The organism is Alteromonas sp. H02, assembly GCF_059682525.1.
This window is the reverse complement of the sequence record NZ_CM185021.1, coordinates 441,146-458,629: the sequence shown is the minus strand read 5'-3', so window position 1 is coordinate 458,629 and position 17,484 is coordinate 441,146. Positions and strand designations below refer to the sequence as shown.

Below are 17,484 nucleotides of genomic sequence, written 5' to 3'. Positions count from 1 at the left end.
CCCTACTCGTCGATGGTGACAGGCGACTTACCCGGCATCGGCGAACGCCCGAGTAAGCCTTCTGCCAGCGCGGTAAAAACTGCACCATGAGCGCGAACTGTACCTTTCTCTTCTGCACCTGTTACGGTGACGTTATAACCGAAGGTAGCCACGGCGGCGCCAGCAAGGTGACGATAATCCGAAATAATATAGGGCGCTCTGAGCGCAATGAATACCGCATTAACCGATTGTTCACCGGCGCTGACCAACAGTCGTCTTACCCAGGCTTCCTGAGTGTTTTTATCCGGCCGGTTGCGCCAGGCGCTCAGGTCTGCCATGCCGCCCATTTCAGCGAGGCTGTGTTGGGGCGTAATATCGCCCACAATCACAGCATCGGTATCATTCATGTCGGGCAAGGCTTTTGCAGGATCAATACCGGTTAATGCATCGCAGGTGAGTTGCAAACCTGGCTGAAGCTTTAATAAAGCTGTTGTCATCGCCATGCAACGTGCCTCGTCGGGCATGACTATATAAAAGCGACTCCCTCTGAGTGGCAACACACCACGATTATAGACCTGGGTTAGTGCGGCCCTGGCCAGGTCCATTTCGGTGCGCTGGTTTTCTTCCCCAGGCAGCGTATCAACAGCGCTTTTAATCCGTTCCGCCAGCGGCTTGCTAGTAAACTCATCAAGCTCAAACTGCTGTTTGGCCTGCAAAATACGTTTAACCGACAACTGGGTTTGCTGGCGGTCAATGTCTCCGCTGCTCATAGCCTGCACCCACTGCTTGTAGAGCTCCCAAAAACGACTGAGACTTTGTGGATTACGCACCGCATAAGGCATCAATGCAATATCCGCCCCGGCATTAAAGGTTTTTATCACCGCGTTCTTATGGTCCACATAGTGTGCAATACCAGCCATATCCAGCGCATCGGTCACAATCATGCCTTGGTAGCCCATTTTATTTCGAAGTATACCGGTGAGAATTTTGTGCGAGAGGGTGGCTGGTACCAGGGTATCCTCACCGTCGAGTGCCTTAAAACGGGTGTCATCAAGCAATGGGTACTGAATGTGTGCAGTCATTATCATTGCCGGAGCCTGCCCCTGCTCAATGGCATAGCGAAACGGCAGTAAATCAACCGCTTCCACGGTGGCCAGATCGTGATCAACCCGAGGCAGACCGGTATGACTGTCGGTATGAGTATCGCCATGACCGGGAAAATGCTTCAGGGCGCTGAGAATATTTTCACTCTGTAACGCGGCCACGGCCGCAGCGCCAAGCTCTGCCACCATTTGAGGGTCTTCACCGTAAGACCGGACATTAATAACCGGATTATCAGCATTGACATTAACATCCACAGTGGGGGCGAAATTTACGTTAAACCCAAGCTGACCAATGCTTTTAGCAATGCCTTTATTCACCCGTTCTGCAAAGGTAGTGTTATACAGCGGGTAGGTTGCACCAATCGCCATATTGCCAACATAACGGGTTGCCACTTTATCCGGCAACCGCGCAACCCGGCCCCCTTCCTGATCGATGGCAATAAACAGTGGCGGTAAACCTTCCTCTTTAGCCAACTGCTGAATGGCATAGTTTAGCTCGATAATCTGCTGGCTGTTGTCGAGGTTTTCAGCGAACAGGATCACCCCGCCAATCTGGCCCTGACGAATAATTTCGGCAAACTCAGGAAGCAAGGTGGTAACCGGCGTTTTACAACTTTCCGCTGGCGTACCATCGGCGCAGTAGTAGCGCATATCCAGCATCAGCTTCTGGCCCAGCATAAACTCACTGTCCTGCCCGCCGGAGCAGCCTACGGTTAACATTACAAGTAAACTCACCAGTACGGCTTTAGTACGCATCACTATCAGGGCCCTTTCCAAATGCATCAACGTCGATAACCAAGCTTACCCCAGCGACCACAAAAAATAAATTATTCCACCCTGACATTTTTAATCTTTGTTTATCAAAGCCATTAAGGCTTACCACTATCAACCAGAGTCGCAAACAAAAACACACGAAGATGCCTGTATAAAAGCGCTTAACCAACAATTAACAGTTGCCAAAAAGCGCTCAACTCCACACCACACAATAGGAATATTTTATTATGCACAAGCCTTTCGAGTATGGTAGTTTGAGTAATGTAAGCGTCTGTGCCTCAGGCAATCGCCCGGCCAACAAATAAACCAAAGAGTAGAGGAAAGATTGTGACCAGCCGAAGTTTTCGCGGTGTTTTGTTATGGACACTTTGTGCACTGCTTTTAATTAGCTGTAGCAGTCGACGGGTAATTGAAATGCCCTCGGCTAATTATGGCGAGCGGGTAAAATCACTGGTATTACACTTTACGGCAATTGACTATGCCCGCTCAGTCACAGCGCTGGTTGATGAAGGCGGTTTAAGCTCCCACTACCTTATCCCTGAATCCAATGATCCGAGCGATCCCGGCGGCAAGCCCAGAATAATCCAGTTAGTCGACGAAAACATGCGTGCCTGGCATGCCGGAAAAAGTTACTGGCAGGGGCGTACCGGCTTAAATGACCACTCCATTGGCATCGAGATAGTCAATGTGCCGGAATGTGAGCGCGACGGCGATATGGCCCCCTCACTGGCCGAGCATGGCTCAAACCGGTTATGCTTTTTTCCGGATTACGACCCGGCCCAAATCGAAGTAGTTATTGAGCTGGTAAAAGACATTATTGCCAGACACCCGGATATCGAACCCACTGCGGTTGTCGGTCATTCGGATATCGCTTTCGACCGCAAGAACGATCCCGGTCCTCGCTTTCCATGGTTTGAGTTATATCAGGCTGGTGTTGGCGCCTGGTATGATAATGAAACATTGGCCAACTACTGGAAAACCTTTAACGAGCAGCCGGCCAGTATCGGTTTACTGCAAAGTGCACTGCGCGCTTATGGTTATGGCGTCATCGAAACCGGTATCGCCGATACCAGTACCCTCAATGCCATTTCCGCATTTCAGATGCACTTTCTGCCCTGGCATGTCAGTGGTGAGCCTGATAGCCGGACCACGGCCGCCGTGTTTGCTTTACTCGATAAGTATTTCCCGGAGCAAAAAGACGCCCTGTTTAACCGTTATGAAAAAGAGCGTGAGCTGGCTATTGCCACCGCAGAAAGTGAATTGCCCACTGTTCGGCGTGGTCAGATAGATGCGCTGTTGCCAGACCTTAAGCCATCCAGGCGCGCCTTTGTTAAAGACCGCTTCGCGTTTAAAAGCTATGCCGGTCGCGGCGAACTGATCATTGAGAGTAACCTGCCAGCTTCGGCGACGGTGTCGGTGAACGGCGAGGTACTGTCGCTGGATGAGGAGTTTGCTGCCGACAATACCTATCGTTATTCCCTGGCCCGCCGCACCCGAACCGGCATCAATACCCTGGCCGTGAGCAATATAGAACCGGCCGAAGCGCAGTTGCATATTCAGGTACCCTATCCTGAATTAAAAGACAACACTCAGGCATACCAGAACCACTTTACCGCAGTAGACGAGCTCATCAGACAGGAAGTCGCTGAAGGCTTTCCGGGTGCGGTGTTACTGATAGTCAAAGAAGGCGAAATTATTAAACGCACAGCCTATGGATACCAGAAGCGCTACGACGAGGACGGTCTGCCGCTGACCAGCCCGCAACCGATGCGTACCGATACCATTTTTGACCTGGCTTCCAACACCAAAATGTTTGCCACCACGCTGGCACTGATGCATCTGGTGGAAACCGGTCAGCTCGATGTGACGCAGCCCATAAAACATTATCTGCCGGAATATCAGGGGGCAGGACGAGAGGCAAGAAGGGTTAGCGACCTGCTGTCTCATCAGTCCGGCTACTCGCCAAGCATTGCTTTTTACGACCCGGAAAACCCGTTGGGCAAACGCTTTTATTCCCAGTCCCGCCAACGTACCAGCGAGCTGCTGATCACCCAGGCCCCCTTTGAAATCAGCAATGGGCTTAGCGCCTCCTACAGTGATGTTAACTTTATGCTGCTTGGTCTGATTGTGGAGCGCATTACTGGCATGCCTCTGGACCGATATTGTGAAGAGTGGCTGTATCAGCCGCTGGGGCTCAAAAATACGCTGTTCAACCCGCTGCAGAAAGGTCACCACAAAGGCGAATTTGCCGCCACCGAACTACGTGGGAATACCCGCGACGGCCGGATCACGTTTCCGAATATCCGTGAATATACCCTGCAGGGAGAAGTTCACGACGAAAAAGCCTTTTATGCCATGCAGGGTGTATCTGGTCATGCCGGGTTGTTCTCCACTGCCGATGAACTGGCCGTCATGGCACAAATGCTGTTAAACGGCGGGGGGTACGGTGAAACACATTTGTTCGACAGCAATGTAATAAATGCCTTCACCAAACCAGATAATCGCTTCTGGCACTATGGGCTCGGCTGGCGCCGGGCGGCTAATGGCACCAACCGCTGGCACTTCGGCCCTTATGCCAGCGATCTGGCATTTGGCCACACCGGTTGGACAGGCACGGCAACTGTTATCGACCCAGCCCTTGATTTGGCCGTCATCCTCTTGACCAACGCGCGCCATTCGCCCATTGTGGAAGAAGACGAAGAAAAGCTGCAATTTACCGGTAAGCAATTTGAAACCGGCCGCTACGGCAGCATCGTTTCACTGGTCTACGAAGCAATTCTGAACAAACAGGCCAATTAAAATAACGACATAAAAACAACAAGGGTTCATTCGTATGGATTGGGTTTCCATCATTCCACCAGTCATCGCCATTGTGATCGTTTTCTGGAAGAAAGAGGTCATTATGGCATTGCTGATGGCGGTTCTCAGTGCTGAGGCACTGATCCTCCTCACCGCCGGCACAGATAGCCTGTTGCTGGCACCGATTACTTCCATCGAACGGGTGGTAGAGGTAGCCACCAGCGCCGGTAATACCCGAATTTTATTATTCAGCGTTCTGGTAGGCGCGCTGCTGGCTTATATTCGTGACTCAGGCGGCGTAACCGCTACGGTAGACTGGCTCACTAAACGCGGGGTCGCAAAAAGTCGTCGCCAGGTGGGTGGACTTACCATGCTTACCGGTATCGTTGTTTTCATTGAATCTAACCTTAGCGTACTAACAGCCGGTATTTTTGCCCGCGGCTTATTTGATAAGTTTGGCATGAGCCGTGCCCGTCTGGCATATCTTATCGACAGCACCAGTGCGCCAATTTGTATTCTTATTTTGCTCAATGGTTGGGGCGCGTTTGTGCTTGGCATGCTCGATACTTACGAACTGCCCGCCTCATCAGCCAGTATTCTGTGGGGCTCGGTATTCTTTAACTTCTACGCCATCATTGCGCTGCTCATCGCCGCTTACACCGTGTTTGCCGACAAAGTGCACGGCCCGATGGCCAAAGCAGAACAACAGTTAGAGAGCAATCAGCAGCAGCTTTCTGCCGCAGCGGCTACTAAACCCGGCTATATGGTGATCCCCATCCTAACCATGATAGTGAGCATGGTTGGCTTTATGCTGTGGACCGGCAATGGCGTACTCTCTCAGGGCAGCGGCAGTAAGTCGGTACTGTATGCAACCATTCTGGCCACCGCTGTGGCGTACCTGATGCTGGTATTTTCTAAACGCTTTACCCATCACGAAGCGGTAGATGTAGGCTTTATAGGCATGGGTGAATTACTGCCTTTAGTCACTATCGTATTACTGTCGCTTACCCTCGGAGGCAGTTTAAAGGTTTTGGGAACCGGTCTGTTTGTTGCTGGTATAGTTGGTGAGTACTTACCTTTATTCCTGATTGTCCCCATGCTGTTCTTAGCCGGCGGCATTATGTCGTTTACTACCGGTACTTCCTGGGGCACTTTTGCCATTCTTATCCCTATTGGCGTGCCGCTGATACAGCAGCTCGGCCTGCCTCCGTCGCTGGTCATCGGTGCCATTCTGGGCGGCGGCGTGTTTGGCGATCACTGCTCGCCGATATCCGATACCACCGCCGTTTCGTCGATTGCCTCAGGCTGCGACCTGCTTGAGCACGTGCGCACGCAAATGCCCTATGCCCTGACCGGCGGTGCATTAACCTTAGTCCTTTATGTCATAACCAGTTTAATCATGGTGGGTTAGTTTCATGCGATATCTGTTAATAAGTGCCTTAATCATTGCTCTTACTGCCTGTTCAACCTCCGAACAGGTCACAACTACACCGGCCAGTACTGCTGAGTATGCGGTTGCCATGCCCGATAAATTCGCGGCCCGGGTCGCTCTCGAAGTCATGCAGGACGGCGGTAATGCGGTAGACGCGGCCATCGCGGCGCAATTTGTTCTGGCGGTAACTTACCCCGAGGCAGGCAATATCGGCGGCGGCGGATTTATGACCATTTACATGGATAGCAGTGCCGATTTCCTCGATTACCGGGAAATGGCACCTTCGGGAGCCTCCCGTGACATGTACCTCGATGACAACGGCGATGTACACCCTACCGACTCATTGTTTGGCGCCAAGGCCTCAGGTATACCCGGCACTGTTGCCGGGATGTGGGCTGCCCATCAGAAGTACGGAAAATTACCCTGGCAACGCTTGGTTCAGCCTGCAGTAACCTATGCCAGTGAGGGCTTTGAAGTCCCGGAGAAACTGGCAGGTCGGGTAAGTCGCTACATTAACCGCGTTGAAAAACGCGGCCTTGAAACCAACTTTGCCAACTATTTTGGCGAAGCCGCCACAGCAGGCGTGTTATTTAAACAGCCTGAGCTTGCGGCCACTTTAAGTCGCATCCGTGATAACGGGCCGGCCGGTTTTTATAAGGGCGAAACGGCCGATCATATTGTTAGCTACATGCAGGCCAATGGAGGCTTAATCAGTCATGAAGACTTAACCCGGTATCACGCCCAATGGCGCACACCGATTAAGTTTGAATGGCGCGGCTATCAGGTTGTCACAGCCCCACCGCCTAGTTCTGGCGGTATCGCGGTGGCCCAATGGCTCGGCATGGTCGACAACGTGACCAGAACAAATGTATTACCCGCGCATAATTCAGCGCCTTATCTGCATCTGGTGAGTGAAGCCGGTAAACGAGTGTTTGCCGACCGCGCTGAATACCTCGGCGACCCGGGCTTTTTCGCCGTCCCACAACCGAAGTTAATTGCGCCAGACTATATCGCCGAGCGAGCGCAGGAAATTAACCTGACAGCCATTTCGGCTACCCCACAAATCAAACCCGGACTTCACGAAAGTGAGGACACCACCCATTTCTCTATTGTAGATCAGTGGGGCAATGCGGTAGCGAACACTACAACCATAAACCTGAGCTTTGGTGCCGGCGTTGTGGCTGAAGGCGCGGGCTTTTTATTGAATGACGAAATGGATGACTTCAGTGCCAAACCCGGTGTGCCAAATTTCTTCGGCGCGATTGGCGGGGAAGCTAATGCTATTGAGCCATACAAGCGGATGCTTTCATCCATGACGCCCACTATTGTGCTCGAGGACGGACAGGTTAAGCTGGTGACAGGTTCACCCGGTGGCACCACGATTATTTCCTCAGTAACGCTGTCGATTCTTAATACGCTGCTATACGATTTAACTGCAGAACAAGCAGTAAACCTGCCTCGTTTCCATCACCAGTTATGGCCGGAGGATCAGATCCGCGTACATGAAGGGTTCGACCCGGCTACACTGAATACGCTGCAAGACATGGGCTACAACATAAAAGAGAGTAACTTTGGCGATCTGCACCTGATCATGCAACAAAACGGCAAACTATCGGCCGCTTCCGAAGCCCGTGGGCGGGGTAAAGCGGTAGTGCAGTCCGTAAAATAAAAATAGGTAATAGCCTGGGGCCAGCGGCTTCAGGCTATTCAGAAGCAAAGCCTGGGAAGCTCGAAGGCCAGTATCCGGAGTAAATAACCACTAAAACAAGCAGAATGAGTAAGCCGGTAGCCGCGCAGGTAAAACCCGTATGCGCTTTTTCCTGGCGAAAAATGGCTCGCTCGCGCTCAACTCGTCTGGGGTACTGACCAAGGGTGAGGATTTTACAAACCGGCCAGCCAACGATGTAGCACAACCGCCAGAACAGCAACTCCGCTACGAGAAAACCAATTCCCCTGAAAAACCCTTTGCCAGCCTGAGCGACGACTTCTTCAATCACGATAAATCCTGTCGGTTATTATTGTTGTTATAGGTTCAGCATAACACCTGGTGCATTGACTACTGCTGAGTTAATTTATCTGTCTTTAACTGAGTCACTTTTTGCCTGTGGGGCTAAGCAACTCTGTGACGCAGTTTACCCTCCGGCGTCACGGATACCATATTTAAATTATTACAAATCGCCAAAATTAACAATCAGTTCGCATTATAGGGCAAGTACCTAAAGGGAGCTTAATCTGTCGCAAACAATTGGTTAATATCGGCAAATGCCTTGAACTCCAACGCGTTGCCCGCCGGATCCATAAAAAACATGGTGGCCTGTTCACCGGCCTGCCCCTTAAAACGCTCATACGGCTTAATGACAAACTCTATATTAGCAGCAGTGAGTTTATCGGCCAGGGCCTGCCAGTCATCCATGGTTAGCACCACGCCAAAATGCGGTACCGGTACACTGTGACCATCCACGGCATTATAATCCGGCGCGGACGGCATGGCCTTAACCAGATGCGTTACCAGCTGATGTCCGGCTAAATCCCAGTCTATCCACTGCGTATCACTGCGCCCCTGTTTGCAGCCGAGTAACTGCCCGTAAAATTCGCGGGCTTTATCCAGGTTGTCGACCGGAATGGCTAAATGAAAAGGTTGAGGCATGACGATACGGCTCCTTCGTCGTTGTTGAACATTAAACTAAAGTAATTTTTTAAGTAAAAAGCGCTTTCGGGCACTTGAAGGCGCGTAACGAATAGCCACATCAAACCAGAAACTGCGTTGCATCACGCTTTTGAGATGACTGAAAGTATCAAAGCCAAACTTGCCATGGTAGCGGCCCATGCCGCTATTGCCCACTCCGCCGAAGGGCAGTTGCGGGTTCGCCATAAACATCATGGTGTCATTGATACACACACTACCGGCACTGACCTCATCAACAAATTGCTGCTGAATACTCTGAGATTCGCTGAATAAATACGCCGCCAGCGGCTTTTGCCGACGCTTTATAAAATCGATAGCTTCGCTGACGCTGCTGACTTCAATAACCGGCAGAACCGGCCCGAAAATTTCTTCCTGCATGACCGGCGTGTCGATATCCGGATTTAAAATCACTGTGGGTGCTAGTTTCCTTCGCGCCTCATCGAGCTGGCCACCAATCACTATCTCATGCCCTTCGGTGTATTGCTTTAATCGCGTTAAATGGCGCTCATTAACAATGCGCCCGTAATCCTTGCTTTGCAATGGCTGATTGCCAAACTGGCGGGTGATTTCCTTACCAAGCTTATCGATGAGCGCGTCGGCACAGTTGCGCTCAACTAAAACATAGTCAGGTGCGATACAGGTTTGACCGGCGTTGGTCCATTTCCCCCATACGATTCGCCGCGCAGTGGTGGTGATATCAGTATTGGCGTCTACCACACACGGGCTTTTCCCCCCCAGCTCAAGAGTGACCGGCGTAAGGTTTTGGGCCGCCGCCGCCATGACAATTTTACCCACGGCTTCACCGCCGGTATAAAAGATATGATCAAAGGGCAACGAGAGTAATTCGCTGGCAACGTCCTTATCGCCCTCGACCACCGCCACCGCATCACCATCCAGATACCGAGGAATAAGGCTGGCCATCAGTGCAGAGCTGGCGGGCGCCAGTTCAGAGGGTTTGAGCAGCGCACAATTACCGGCCGCCAGTGCCGCAACATAGGGTGCCAGCGTGAGCTGTACCGGGTAATTCCAGGCGCCAATAATCAACACAGTACCAAGTGGCTCGGGTTGCAGGGAGCTGCGGGCCGGTTGTGCCAACAAAGGCGTACTGACCTTGCGGGCCTTCATCCATTGCCGCAAGTGTTTCTTAGTGTGCTGTATATCACTCAGTAAAAAACCAATTTCGGTGGTAAAAGCTTCTGCTTCGCTTTTACCCAGATCGGCATTAAGGGCCTCAACAAACGCCGCTTCGTTTTCGCTGAGCATGCGCTGCAAGGCTTCTAGTTGCGCCTTTCGCCAGGCAAAGGTTTTGGTTTTGCCCAGCACATAGGACTGCTGTAAACGCTCAAAAACTGACACGATGGCGCCCGGTGCTATACTCACGAAACAACTCCTACAGGTACGATGTCTTCATACTAGCACTATTTCACAGCAATAAAAAAACCCCGCGAAAGCGGGGTTTTTAATCTTTTACCGTTTTTATGCATCGTAAGGATGGCGCATCACAATGGTTTCGTTTCGGTCCGGACCGGTAGAGATAATATCCACCGGTACACCGGTGATCACTTCCAGACGAGCAATGTAGTCTTTAGCAGCCTGAGGCAGCGAATCATAATCGGTAACACCAAAGGTGTTATCGCTCCAGCCTGGCATTTCTTCATAAACCGGCGTCACCAGATCATAGCCATCAGCAGCCATGGGCGGAACGTCTTTTACGTTACCGTCTTTATCTTTATAACCGACACAGATTTGCAGGGTTTCCAGACCATCCAGTACGTCCAGCTTGGTCAGACAGAAACCGGTGATAGAGTTGATTTGTACCGCGCGCTTCATGGCTACAGCGTCAAACCAACCAGTGCGACGTTTACGACCGGTAGTAGCGCCAAATTCGTGGCCTTTCACACCCAGGTGCTGGCCTACTTCATCTTCCAGCTCAGTAGGAAAAGGACCAGAGCCAACACGAGTGGTATAAGCCTTAACGATACCCAACACATAATCGAGGTTCAATGGACCAAAACCAGCACCGGTTGCTACGCCACCAACTGTGGTGTTAGAAGACGTAACGTACGGGTAAGTACCGTGGTCGATATCCAGCAGCGTGCCCTGTGCGCCTTCAAACATGATAGGCAGGCCGGCTTTCTGGGCTTTATCCAGTTCATCGGTCACATCAACCACCATCGCACGCAGGATATCAGCAACCGCCATGGCATCACCCAGGGTCTTATCGAAATCAACCGGCTCTTCGCCGTAATACTGGGTTAACGTAAAGTTGTGGATATCCAGCACTTCTTTTAACTTGGCAGCGAAATCTTCGGCATTGAACAGATCGCCAACCCGTAAACCACGGCGGGATACTTTATCTTCATAAGCCGGACCAATGCCGCGACCAGTAGTGCCGATAGCTTTGGCACCACGGGCTTTTTCACGCGCAACATCAAGCGCTACGTGGTAAGGCAGAATAAGCGGACAAGCTTCACTGATTTTCAGGCGTTCACGCACTGGGACACCGCGCTCTTCCAGCATGGAGACTTCAGTCATTAATGCTTCCGGGCTCAGTACCACGCCGTTACCAATAATACAGGTAACGTTTTCGCGCAGAATGCCGGATGGGATTAGATGCAGAACGGTTTTTTCACCGTCGATTACCAGTGTGTGACCTGCATTGTGTCCGCCCTGATAGCGAACAACATACTTTGCACGGTCAGTAAGCAGATCTACTACTTTACCTTTTCCCTCGTCACCCCACTGGGTGCCAAGGACCACAATATTTTTAGCCATGAGTCGAGTATGTTAAAAAATTAGGCGTGGATTCTATCAAAATTAAGGCCACTGGATCATCTGTTTTATGCACAAATATTCAGCTGACCAGTGAATATTTGGCCTGTTTAGCGTTAATTCACTATAAAGTATAAACAAACTGAGCCAATCACCACCAGAGTGCCGCCAATCTGACGCAATTGGCTGGGCTCTGATTCGGCTACTTGCTTAAGATATTGCCGCCAGCGGTTTGGTATGAGCAAAGGCCCGATACCCTCAACGATCATTACCATAGCCAGTGCCGCCCAGAACCAATTTGGCATAGTTGTCTCAAAAATGCGTATGTTTGTCCCGCACTATAGCAAATAAATCACCGCATGCGACGCCGGGCGAGTTATAATTAAGTACGACAAATCACTAAGCACAGTACATGCTATTCCCTAACCTCGGTCAGTACAGCCTGACTGTTTCAAATAACATACTGGAGATATATGCCACCGGAGCGTGGGATGTGGGTATGGCAACTATGCTGAATGATGAGATGGCGCCCATCGCCAGGCAGTTTGAACAGCGCAACTGGGCAGCCATTGTAGATTGCCGGCGCTGGGTGATGAGCACCCCCGAGTGCCAGGGTATCGTGCGGGAAGGTATTTTTGACAATATCCGCAATGGCTTAAAAAGAGCAGCCTATGTGGTGGATACCAATCACATAAAGCACGCCCAGTTGGAACGCACTCATCCGCAGATGAAATCGGACGATCCGATTTTAAAGGCCTACAAGCGTGAGTACTTTACTAACTACCTGGACGCCATAAAGTGGCTCAGAGAAGAGGGATACCAGCCCTGAGCTGCCTTAATGACAGCCCTGAGCCGTTTTTATATTAGTACATCAAGCTGTATACTTTACGACGATAACCAGACTTCAGTGAATCGCCATCCGGCAGGGCATTGATAATATCGAGGATAAGCTTTTTCGCTTCGCCAAAACCGAAGTCTTTCAACAACACGCCATAGAGCAATTCCAGCGCTTCTTCAAAACGCTGTACCTGATAAAGCGCTACGGCTAAATCCACCTTCACCTGTAAATCATCCGGATTGGCTGCAGCCTGTTCCTGTAACGCACGGATCTCGGGCGTATCAGCGGCCTGTTCAGCCAGTTCCACTTTGCCCTGCAGGGTATGATAACGCTGATCCTGATCCACCAGCTTTATCTCTGCCAGCAGTTCTTTTGCTGCAGGCACTGCGCCGGTTTCAATCAGGCAGTCAATATAAAGGTATTTGCTATCGACATTGTCCGGGTTAATTTCGTAGGCTTGCTTTGCCATGGGGAAAGCGCCGCTGTAGTCACCGCTGGCGATAAGCTCGGCAGCTTTGGCGAGAAATTCATCTTCCGGGCTGGGCAGGTATTTGCCCAACATGGCGCGAATTTCGGTTTCCGGCTGCATACCGGCAAAGCCATCTACGGGCTGCGCGTCTTTAACTACCATTACAGTAGGCAGATTACGAATGCCGAACTGAGCGGCGACCTGCTGCTCACGCTCACAGTCAACACGGGCCAGTAACAGGGTGTCCGGATAGTCACCGGCAATTTTTTCCAGAATCGGCGATAACTCTTTGCAAGGCTCATAGCCTTCGGCCCAAAAGTCGATTAAGACGATTTTCTCTTTAGATACTTCCAGAATGATCTGCTGAAAGTTCTCTACCGTTAAATCCACGATGTTGTTCGACATCAATTGCTGCATGCTTATTTCGCCTGTTTGCTTTCGTTCGATTGTGGTTATGAATATGGGCGCGCTGGCCTTAATTACAAGTCCTTAAAATACAAATGCTACACTATCTTTGACAAATTACTAAGGCGATAAGATGACAACAACAAAACGCTTTACTTCATTCCGGGAATTTTACCCGTACTACCTGAGTGAACATCAGAATGTAACCTGTCGGCGACTGCATTTTATCGGTTCAACACTGGTACTCACCCTGCTGATATTGAGTTTATTTACCGGGCAGTTAATGCTGCTATGGTTACTTCCGGTAGCCGGTTATGGCTTTGCCTGGCTCGGCCACTTTAAATTTGAGCACAACAAACCTGCGACCTTTCGTTATCCCTTGTACAGCTTAATGGGAGACTGGGTCATGTATAAAGATATCCTGCTTGGCAGGATAAAATTCTGACGACAGTAAGCAAGGAAAAACAATAATGAATAACACCATAAAAGCTCTGGCAGCCAGCGTTATGCTGGGCTTGTCAGCCGGCGCGGCGGCCGATAACAGCGCCCCCACCACCTTTGATTACAAGGACGTGTTTGCCCTGGAGTATGCAGCATCACCATTGTTTACCCCCGACAGCAAACACATTATTTATGAGCGTCGCAGCAACGATATTATGAACGATCGTATGCACATCAGTTTATGGCAGGTAGAAGTAAAGAGTGGTCAGCATCGCCCGCTGATTGCTGAGCATGCCAGTGTGCGCAGCCCGGTACTTTCTCCCGACGGCACCAAGCTGGCCTATCTGTCTGACCGCTCGGGCTCACAACAACTTTATGTGCGCTACCTCGACAGCGGTGAAGACGCCCTGTTAACCAATACGAGCTATGCGCCGGGTAATGTCGTCTGGTCGCCAGACGGACAATCGCTGGCATTTACCCAGTTTACCCCGAAAGCAGATAAACCCTTGTTTACCGATATGCCAGGCAAACCGGCCAGGGCAAAGTGGGCTGAAACCGGTAAGTTTATTGATGACCTCAACTACCGCTCTGATGGTGCGGGTTACGTACCGGGCGGCTTTAATCAGATTTATCTGTTACCGGTAGAAGGTGGTACCCCCCGCCAGCTAACGTTTACCGATTATCCGCTCAATGGCGATCTGAGCTTTTCAAACGATGGCAAACAGTTGTACTTTTCTGCCAACCCCAGCGACAACTACGCCATGGAAGTGATGAGCAGTGATATTTATACTCTGGATATTGCTTCGGGAGCGTTTACGCAGATCACCAGCCTTGAAGGCCCGGAGAGCACCCCGCAATTAAGCCCGGACGGCAAGTACCTGGCGTTTAAACACACCACTGACCGCAAGTTAAGCTTCCAGAGCAGCGACTTATGGGTAATGCGTATGAAAGACGGCAAGCTGACTAACCTTACCGAATCCTTCGACCGCACTACCGGACAGTTTGCCTGGGGCGAAGACAGCGATGAGTTATACGTCAGTTATCAGGATGCCGGACAAACCAAAGTGGCCGCTGTCGAGCTCGATGGCGACATGGATAAGCTCAACATCGCCTTGAGTGGTCAGTCGCTTGGGCGCCCTTACACTTCAGGCGAGTTTGCAGTGGCCGATAATGGCGCGCTGGCTTTTGTCAGCTCCGATGGCTCAACGCCGGCAGATTTGTTTATGCGCGAAAGCCGCGGCAAGGTAACCCGGTTAACCGCTCTCAATGAAGATGTGCTCGGTCACCTGAATATGCCGGCGATTGAAGCCATAACAGTAACGTCTACGGTGGATGAACGCCCTATTGATGCCTGGATGATTACACCGCCAGACTTCGAACCTGACAAAAAATACCCGCTGATTCTGGAAATACATGGCGGCCCGCACACTGCCTACGGCCCGAACTTCAGTGCCGAGATTCAGTTAATGGCTGCCAAAGGCTATGTGGTGGTATGGTCGAACCCGCGCGGCAGCACCTCGTACGGCGAGGACTTTGCCAACTTAATTCATCACAACTATCCGTCAGAAGATTTTAACGATTTAATGGACGTAGTAGATGGCGTCATCGCCAAAGGCTTTATTGATACCAGCAACCTGTTCATCACCGGCGGCTCCGGTGGCGGCGTACTGACCGCCTGGTCAATTGGTAAGACCGACCGATTTGCCGCCGCAGTGGTTGCCAAGCCGGTAATCAACTGGATGAGCTTTGCCTTAACTGCTGATGCTTATCGCTACTTTACACAGTACTGGATGCCGGGCATGCCCTGGGAAATCCCGGACCATTTATGGGCCCACTCCCCTTTATCACTGGTAGGTAACGTGACCACGCCAACCATGCTGCTAACGGGTGAGTCTGATTACCGCACGCCAATCAGTGAGTCTGAACAGTTTTATCAGGCCCTGAAGCTGCGTGGTGTAGACTCGGCCATGTTGCGCCTGCCTGGCGCATCCCATGGCATCGCCTCAAAACCGTCACGGCTTATCCAGAAAGTCGGCAATATCCTCGCATGGTTCGAACGCTATCGTACCGAGCCGGAAACAAGGGCCGAGTAGAATGAAAAAAGGGCTACCTCGGTAGCCCTTTTTACTAGTTAACCGGAGTTATCTGCAGTAACTTACCGTTACTTTCATCGGTTAACAGATAAATCAGACCGTTGGGACCCACTTCGACGTCGCGGATCCGTTCGTTACGGTCGCGCAGGTACTCGGTTTGTGACTCCACTTCGCCGGCCTCATTAAAACTAATGCGGCGCAAGTGGCGAAACTTCAGCGCGCCCACCAGCAAATCGCCCTGCCAGTCTTTAAATACATCGGAAGCATAGAACGTCATGCCACTTGGGGCGATGGATGGGTCCCAGTATAGAACGGGCTGCTCCATGCCTTCCTGTTCAGTTTTATCGGAAATAATACTGCCATTGTAATCAATACCATAGGTAATTTCCGGCCAGCCATAGTTGTTACCGGCTTTGATCAGGTTTACCTCATCTCCACCTTTCGGACCGTGTTCCATGGCCCATACTTCGCCCGTTTGCGGGTGCACGGTTAAGCCCTGGACATTACGGTGGCCGTAACTGAACACTTCCGGGGCATCACCCTCTACAAACGGATTATCACCGGGCACATCACCATTACGCTTAATGCGTACAATCTTGCCAAAGTGATTGTCGGTGTTCTGTGCTTCTTTCATGTACTTATAGCGGTCACCCAGCGAGACGAACAGGTGCTGGTCATTATCGAAAGCCAGGCGACAACCAAAGTGGAAACCATTATTCACCACCGAATCGGCCACAAATATATCTTTCACGTTGGTCAGACTGGTACCGTTGAGCTTGGCACTGGCTACGCTGGAACTGCTAGCACCGTCGGTGGGCCGCGAATAACAAAAATACACCGTCTGGTTATCGGCAAAATCCGGATCGGCAGTGATGTCCAGCAGACCGCCCTGATTATCGGCAGCGACTTTGGGAACGCCGCTTAAGGGTTTACTCAGCCCGGTGGCAAAATTGAACTTGCGAATCTGACCGCTTCGTTCAGTAATTAGCATCTCACCGGAGGGCAGAAAAGCCATGCCCCACGGATGGTCCAGCCCGCTGGCAAGTTCGTTTACATGCAGTGTTTCTGTCGCCTGGCTGCTAAACGCAACAGCACCGGCCATAGCCAGTGCTGTAAACGTTGCAACCTTATATTGAGGTCGCTTCATGATCGTCTCTTGATGTTTTAAATTGTGTTATTGCACCATCGCGCGTAGCATCCATGCGGTTTTTTCGTGCACGCGCATCCGGTCTGAGATCAGGGCTACGGAAGACTCGTCATCAGCCTGCTGGGCAACTTTAAGCGCTTCACGACAAGTTTTCACTACCTGCTCATGAGCGTGGGTCAGTAGCTGCACCATTTCACTGGCTTCCGGTACACCTTCTACTTCTTCAATTGCGCTGAGTTCGGCAAATGCTTTGTAAGTACCAGGCGCGGCAACACCCAGGGTGCGGATCCGTTCGGCAATATCATCTACCGCGACAGCGAGCTCAGTGTAATGTTCTTCAAACATCAGGTGCAATTCACGGAATTGCGGGCCCGTTACATTCCAGTGAAAATTATGCGTTTGCAGATACAGGGTGTAGGAATCTGCCAGTAATTTTTTTAAGCCATGGGCAACCGCTTCGCGATCTGCTTCTGCAATACCGATATCAATCTTGCTCATCATAAACTCCTTGGTTTGTTCCAATTATAGTATTCATAGCAATAATGC

At 51.0% G+C, this 17,484-nt stretch carries 15 protein-coding genes; 6 read left to right on the top strand and 9 right to left on the bottom strand.

All coding sequences use genetic code 11. From position 1 onward, the window contains the following. Positions 1–2 precede the first annotated feature (2 nt). Positions 3–1,838, bottom strand: coding sequence for a glycoside hydrolase family 3 protein (locus AC566Q_RS02080; protein ID WP_499617338.1), 1,836 nt, complete (start codon positions 1,836–1,838; stop codon positions 3–5). Between the two features lie 345 nt (positions 1,839–2,183). On the opposite strand from AC566Q_RS02080, the gene pbp4b reads away from it, so the two are divergent. Genes pbp4b through ggt form a run of 3 tightly spaced genes read left to right on the top strand, consistent with a single transcriptional unit; the run spans position 2,184 to position 7,756 of the window. After that, the gene (gene pbp4b / locus AC566Q_RS02075; RefSeq protein WP_499613115.1) at positions 2,184–4,655 is read left to right on the top strand and encodes a penicillin binding protein PBP4B; all 2,472 of its coding nucleotides are present in this window, start codon (positions 2,184–2,186) and stop codon (positions 4,653–4,655) included. Between the two features lie 34 nt (positions 4,656–4,689). Further along, entirely contained in the window at positions 4,690–6,066 is a 1,377-nt protein-coding gene (locus tag AC566Q_RS02070; protein ID WP_499613113.1) for a Na+/H+ antiporter NhaC family protein, read from the top strand. A 4-nt stretch (positions 6,067–6,070) separates the two neighbouring features. Continuing rightward, a complete protein-coding gene (ggt, locus tag AC566Q_RS02065) occupies positions 6,071–7,756 on the top strand; it encodes a gamma-glutamyltransferase (RefSeq protein ID WP_499613111.1) in 1,686 nt (561 codons plus the stop codon). Between the two features lie 34 nt (positions 7,757–7,790). On the opposite strand, the gene AC566Q_RS02060 is transcribed toward ggt, so the two are convergent. From AC566Q_RS02060 to AC566Q_RS02040, 5 genes are all read right to left on the bottom strand, one after another. Continuing rightward, the gene (locus AC566Q_RS02060; RefSeq protein WP_499613108.1) at positions 7,791–8,084 is read right to left on the bottom strand and encodes a hypothetical protein; all 294 of its coding nucleotides are present in this window, start codon (positions 8,082–8,084) and stop codon (positions 7,791–7,793) included. 230 nt (positions 8,085–8,314) lie between these two features. Further along, entirely contained in the window at positions 8,315–8,734 is a 420-nt protein-coding gene (locus AC566Q_RS02055) for a VOC family protein (protein WP_499613106.1), read from the bottom strand. 36 nt (positions 8,735–8,770) lie between these two features. Beyond that, positions 8,771–10,153 (bottom strand): aldehyde dehydrogenase family protein, encoded by a 1,383-nt coding sequence (locus tag AC566Q_RS02050; RefSeq protein ID WP_499613103.1) that lies wholly within the window; start codon positions 10,151–10,153, stop codon positions 8,771–8,773. Positions 10,154–10,249: 96 nt separating this feature from the next. Next, positions 10,250–11,548, bottom strand: coding sequence for an adenylosuccinate synthase (locus AC566Q_RS02045; RefSeq protein ID WP_499613100.1), 1,299 nt, complete (start codon positions 11,546–11,548; stop codon positions 10,250–10,252). A gap of 113 nt (positions 11,549–11,661) precedes the next feature. After that, positions 11,662–11,850, bottom strand: coding sequence for a DUF2065 domain-containing protein (locus AC566Q_RS02040; RefSeq protein ID WP_499613097.1), 189 nt, complete (start codon positions 11,848–11,850; stop codon positions 11,662–11,664). A 107-nt stretch (positions 11,851–11,957) separates the two neighbouring features. Here AC566Q_RS02040 and AC566Q_RS02035 point away from each other — a divergent pair, with 107 nt between their 5' ends. Continuing rightward, complete coding sequence (locus AC566Q_RS02035; RefSeq protein ID WP_499613095.1) at positions 11,958–12,374, top strand: hypothetical protein; 417 nt, start codon at positions 11,958–11,960, stop codon at positions 12,372–12,374. 34 nt (positions 12,375–12,408) lie between these two features. Here AC566Q_RS02035 and AC566Q_RS02030 read toward each other — a convergent pair whose 3' ends face one another. Further along, positions 12,409–13,269, bottom strand: coding sequence for a tetratricopeptide repeat protein (locus tag AC566Q_RS02030; RefSeq protein WP_499613092.1), 861 nt, complete (start codon positions 13,267–13,269; stop codon positions 12,409–12,411). A 121-nt stretch (positions 13,270–13,390) separates the two neighbouring features. On the opposite strand from AC566Q_RS02030, the gene AC566Q_RS02025 reads away from it, so the two are divergent. Together AC566Q_RS02025 and AC566Q_RS02020 are read left to right on the top strand one after the other, a co-directional pair. After that, positions 13,391–13,702, top strand: a complete 312-nt coding sequence (locus AC566Q_RS02025; protein ID WP_279318888.1) for an Mpo1-like protein — start codon at positions 13,391–13,393, stop codon at positions 13,700–13,702. A gap of 25 nt (positions 13,703–13,727) precedes the next feature. Beyond that, positions 13,728–15,791: a S9 family peptidase gene (locus AC566Q_RS02020; protein WP_499613089.1), complete on the top strand. Its 2,064-nt coding sequence runs from the start codon at positions 13,728–13,730 to the stop codon at positions 15,789–15,791. Between the two features lie 34 nt (positions 15,792–15,825). On the opposite strand, the gene AC566Q_RS02015 is transcribed toward AC566Q_RS02020, so the two are convergent. Beyond that, positions 15,826–16,893, bottom strand: coding sequence for a PQQ-dependent sugar dehydrogenase (locus AC566Q_RS02015; RefSeq protein ID WP_499617335.1), 1,068 nt, complete (start codon positions 16,891–16,893; stop codon positions 15,826–15,828). Between the two features lie 72 nt (positions 16,894–16,965). Then, complete coding sequence (locus tag AC566Q_RS02010; RefSeq protein WP_499617332.1) at positions 16,966–17,436, bottom strand: Dps family protein; 471 nt, start codon at positions 17,434–17,436, stop codon at positions 16,966–16,968. Positions 17,437–17,484 lie beyond the last annotated feature (48 nt).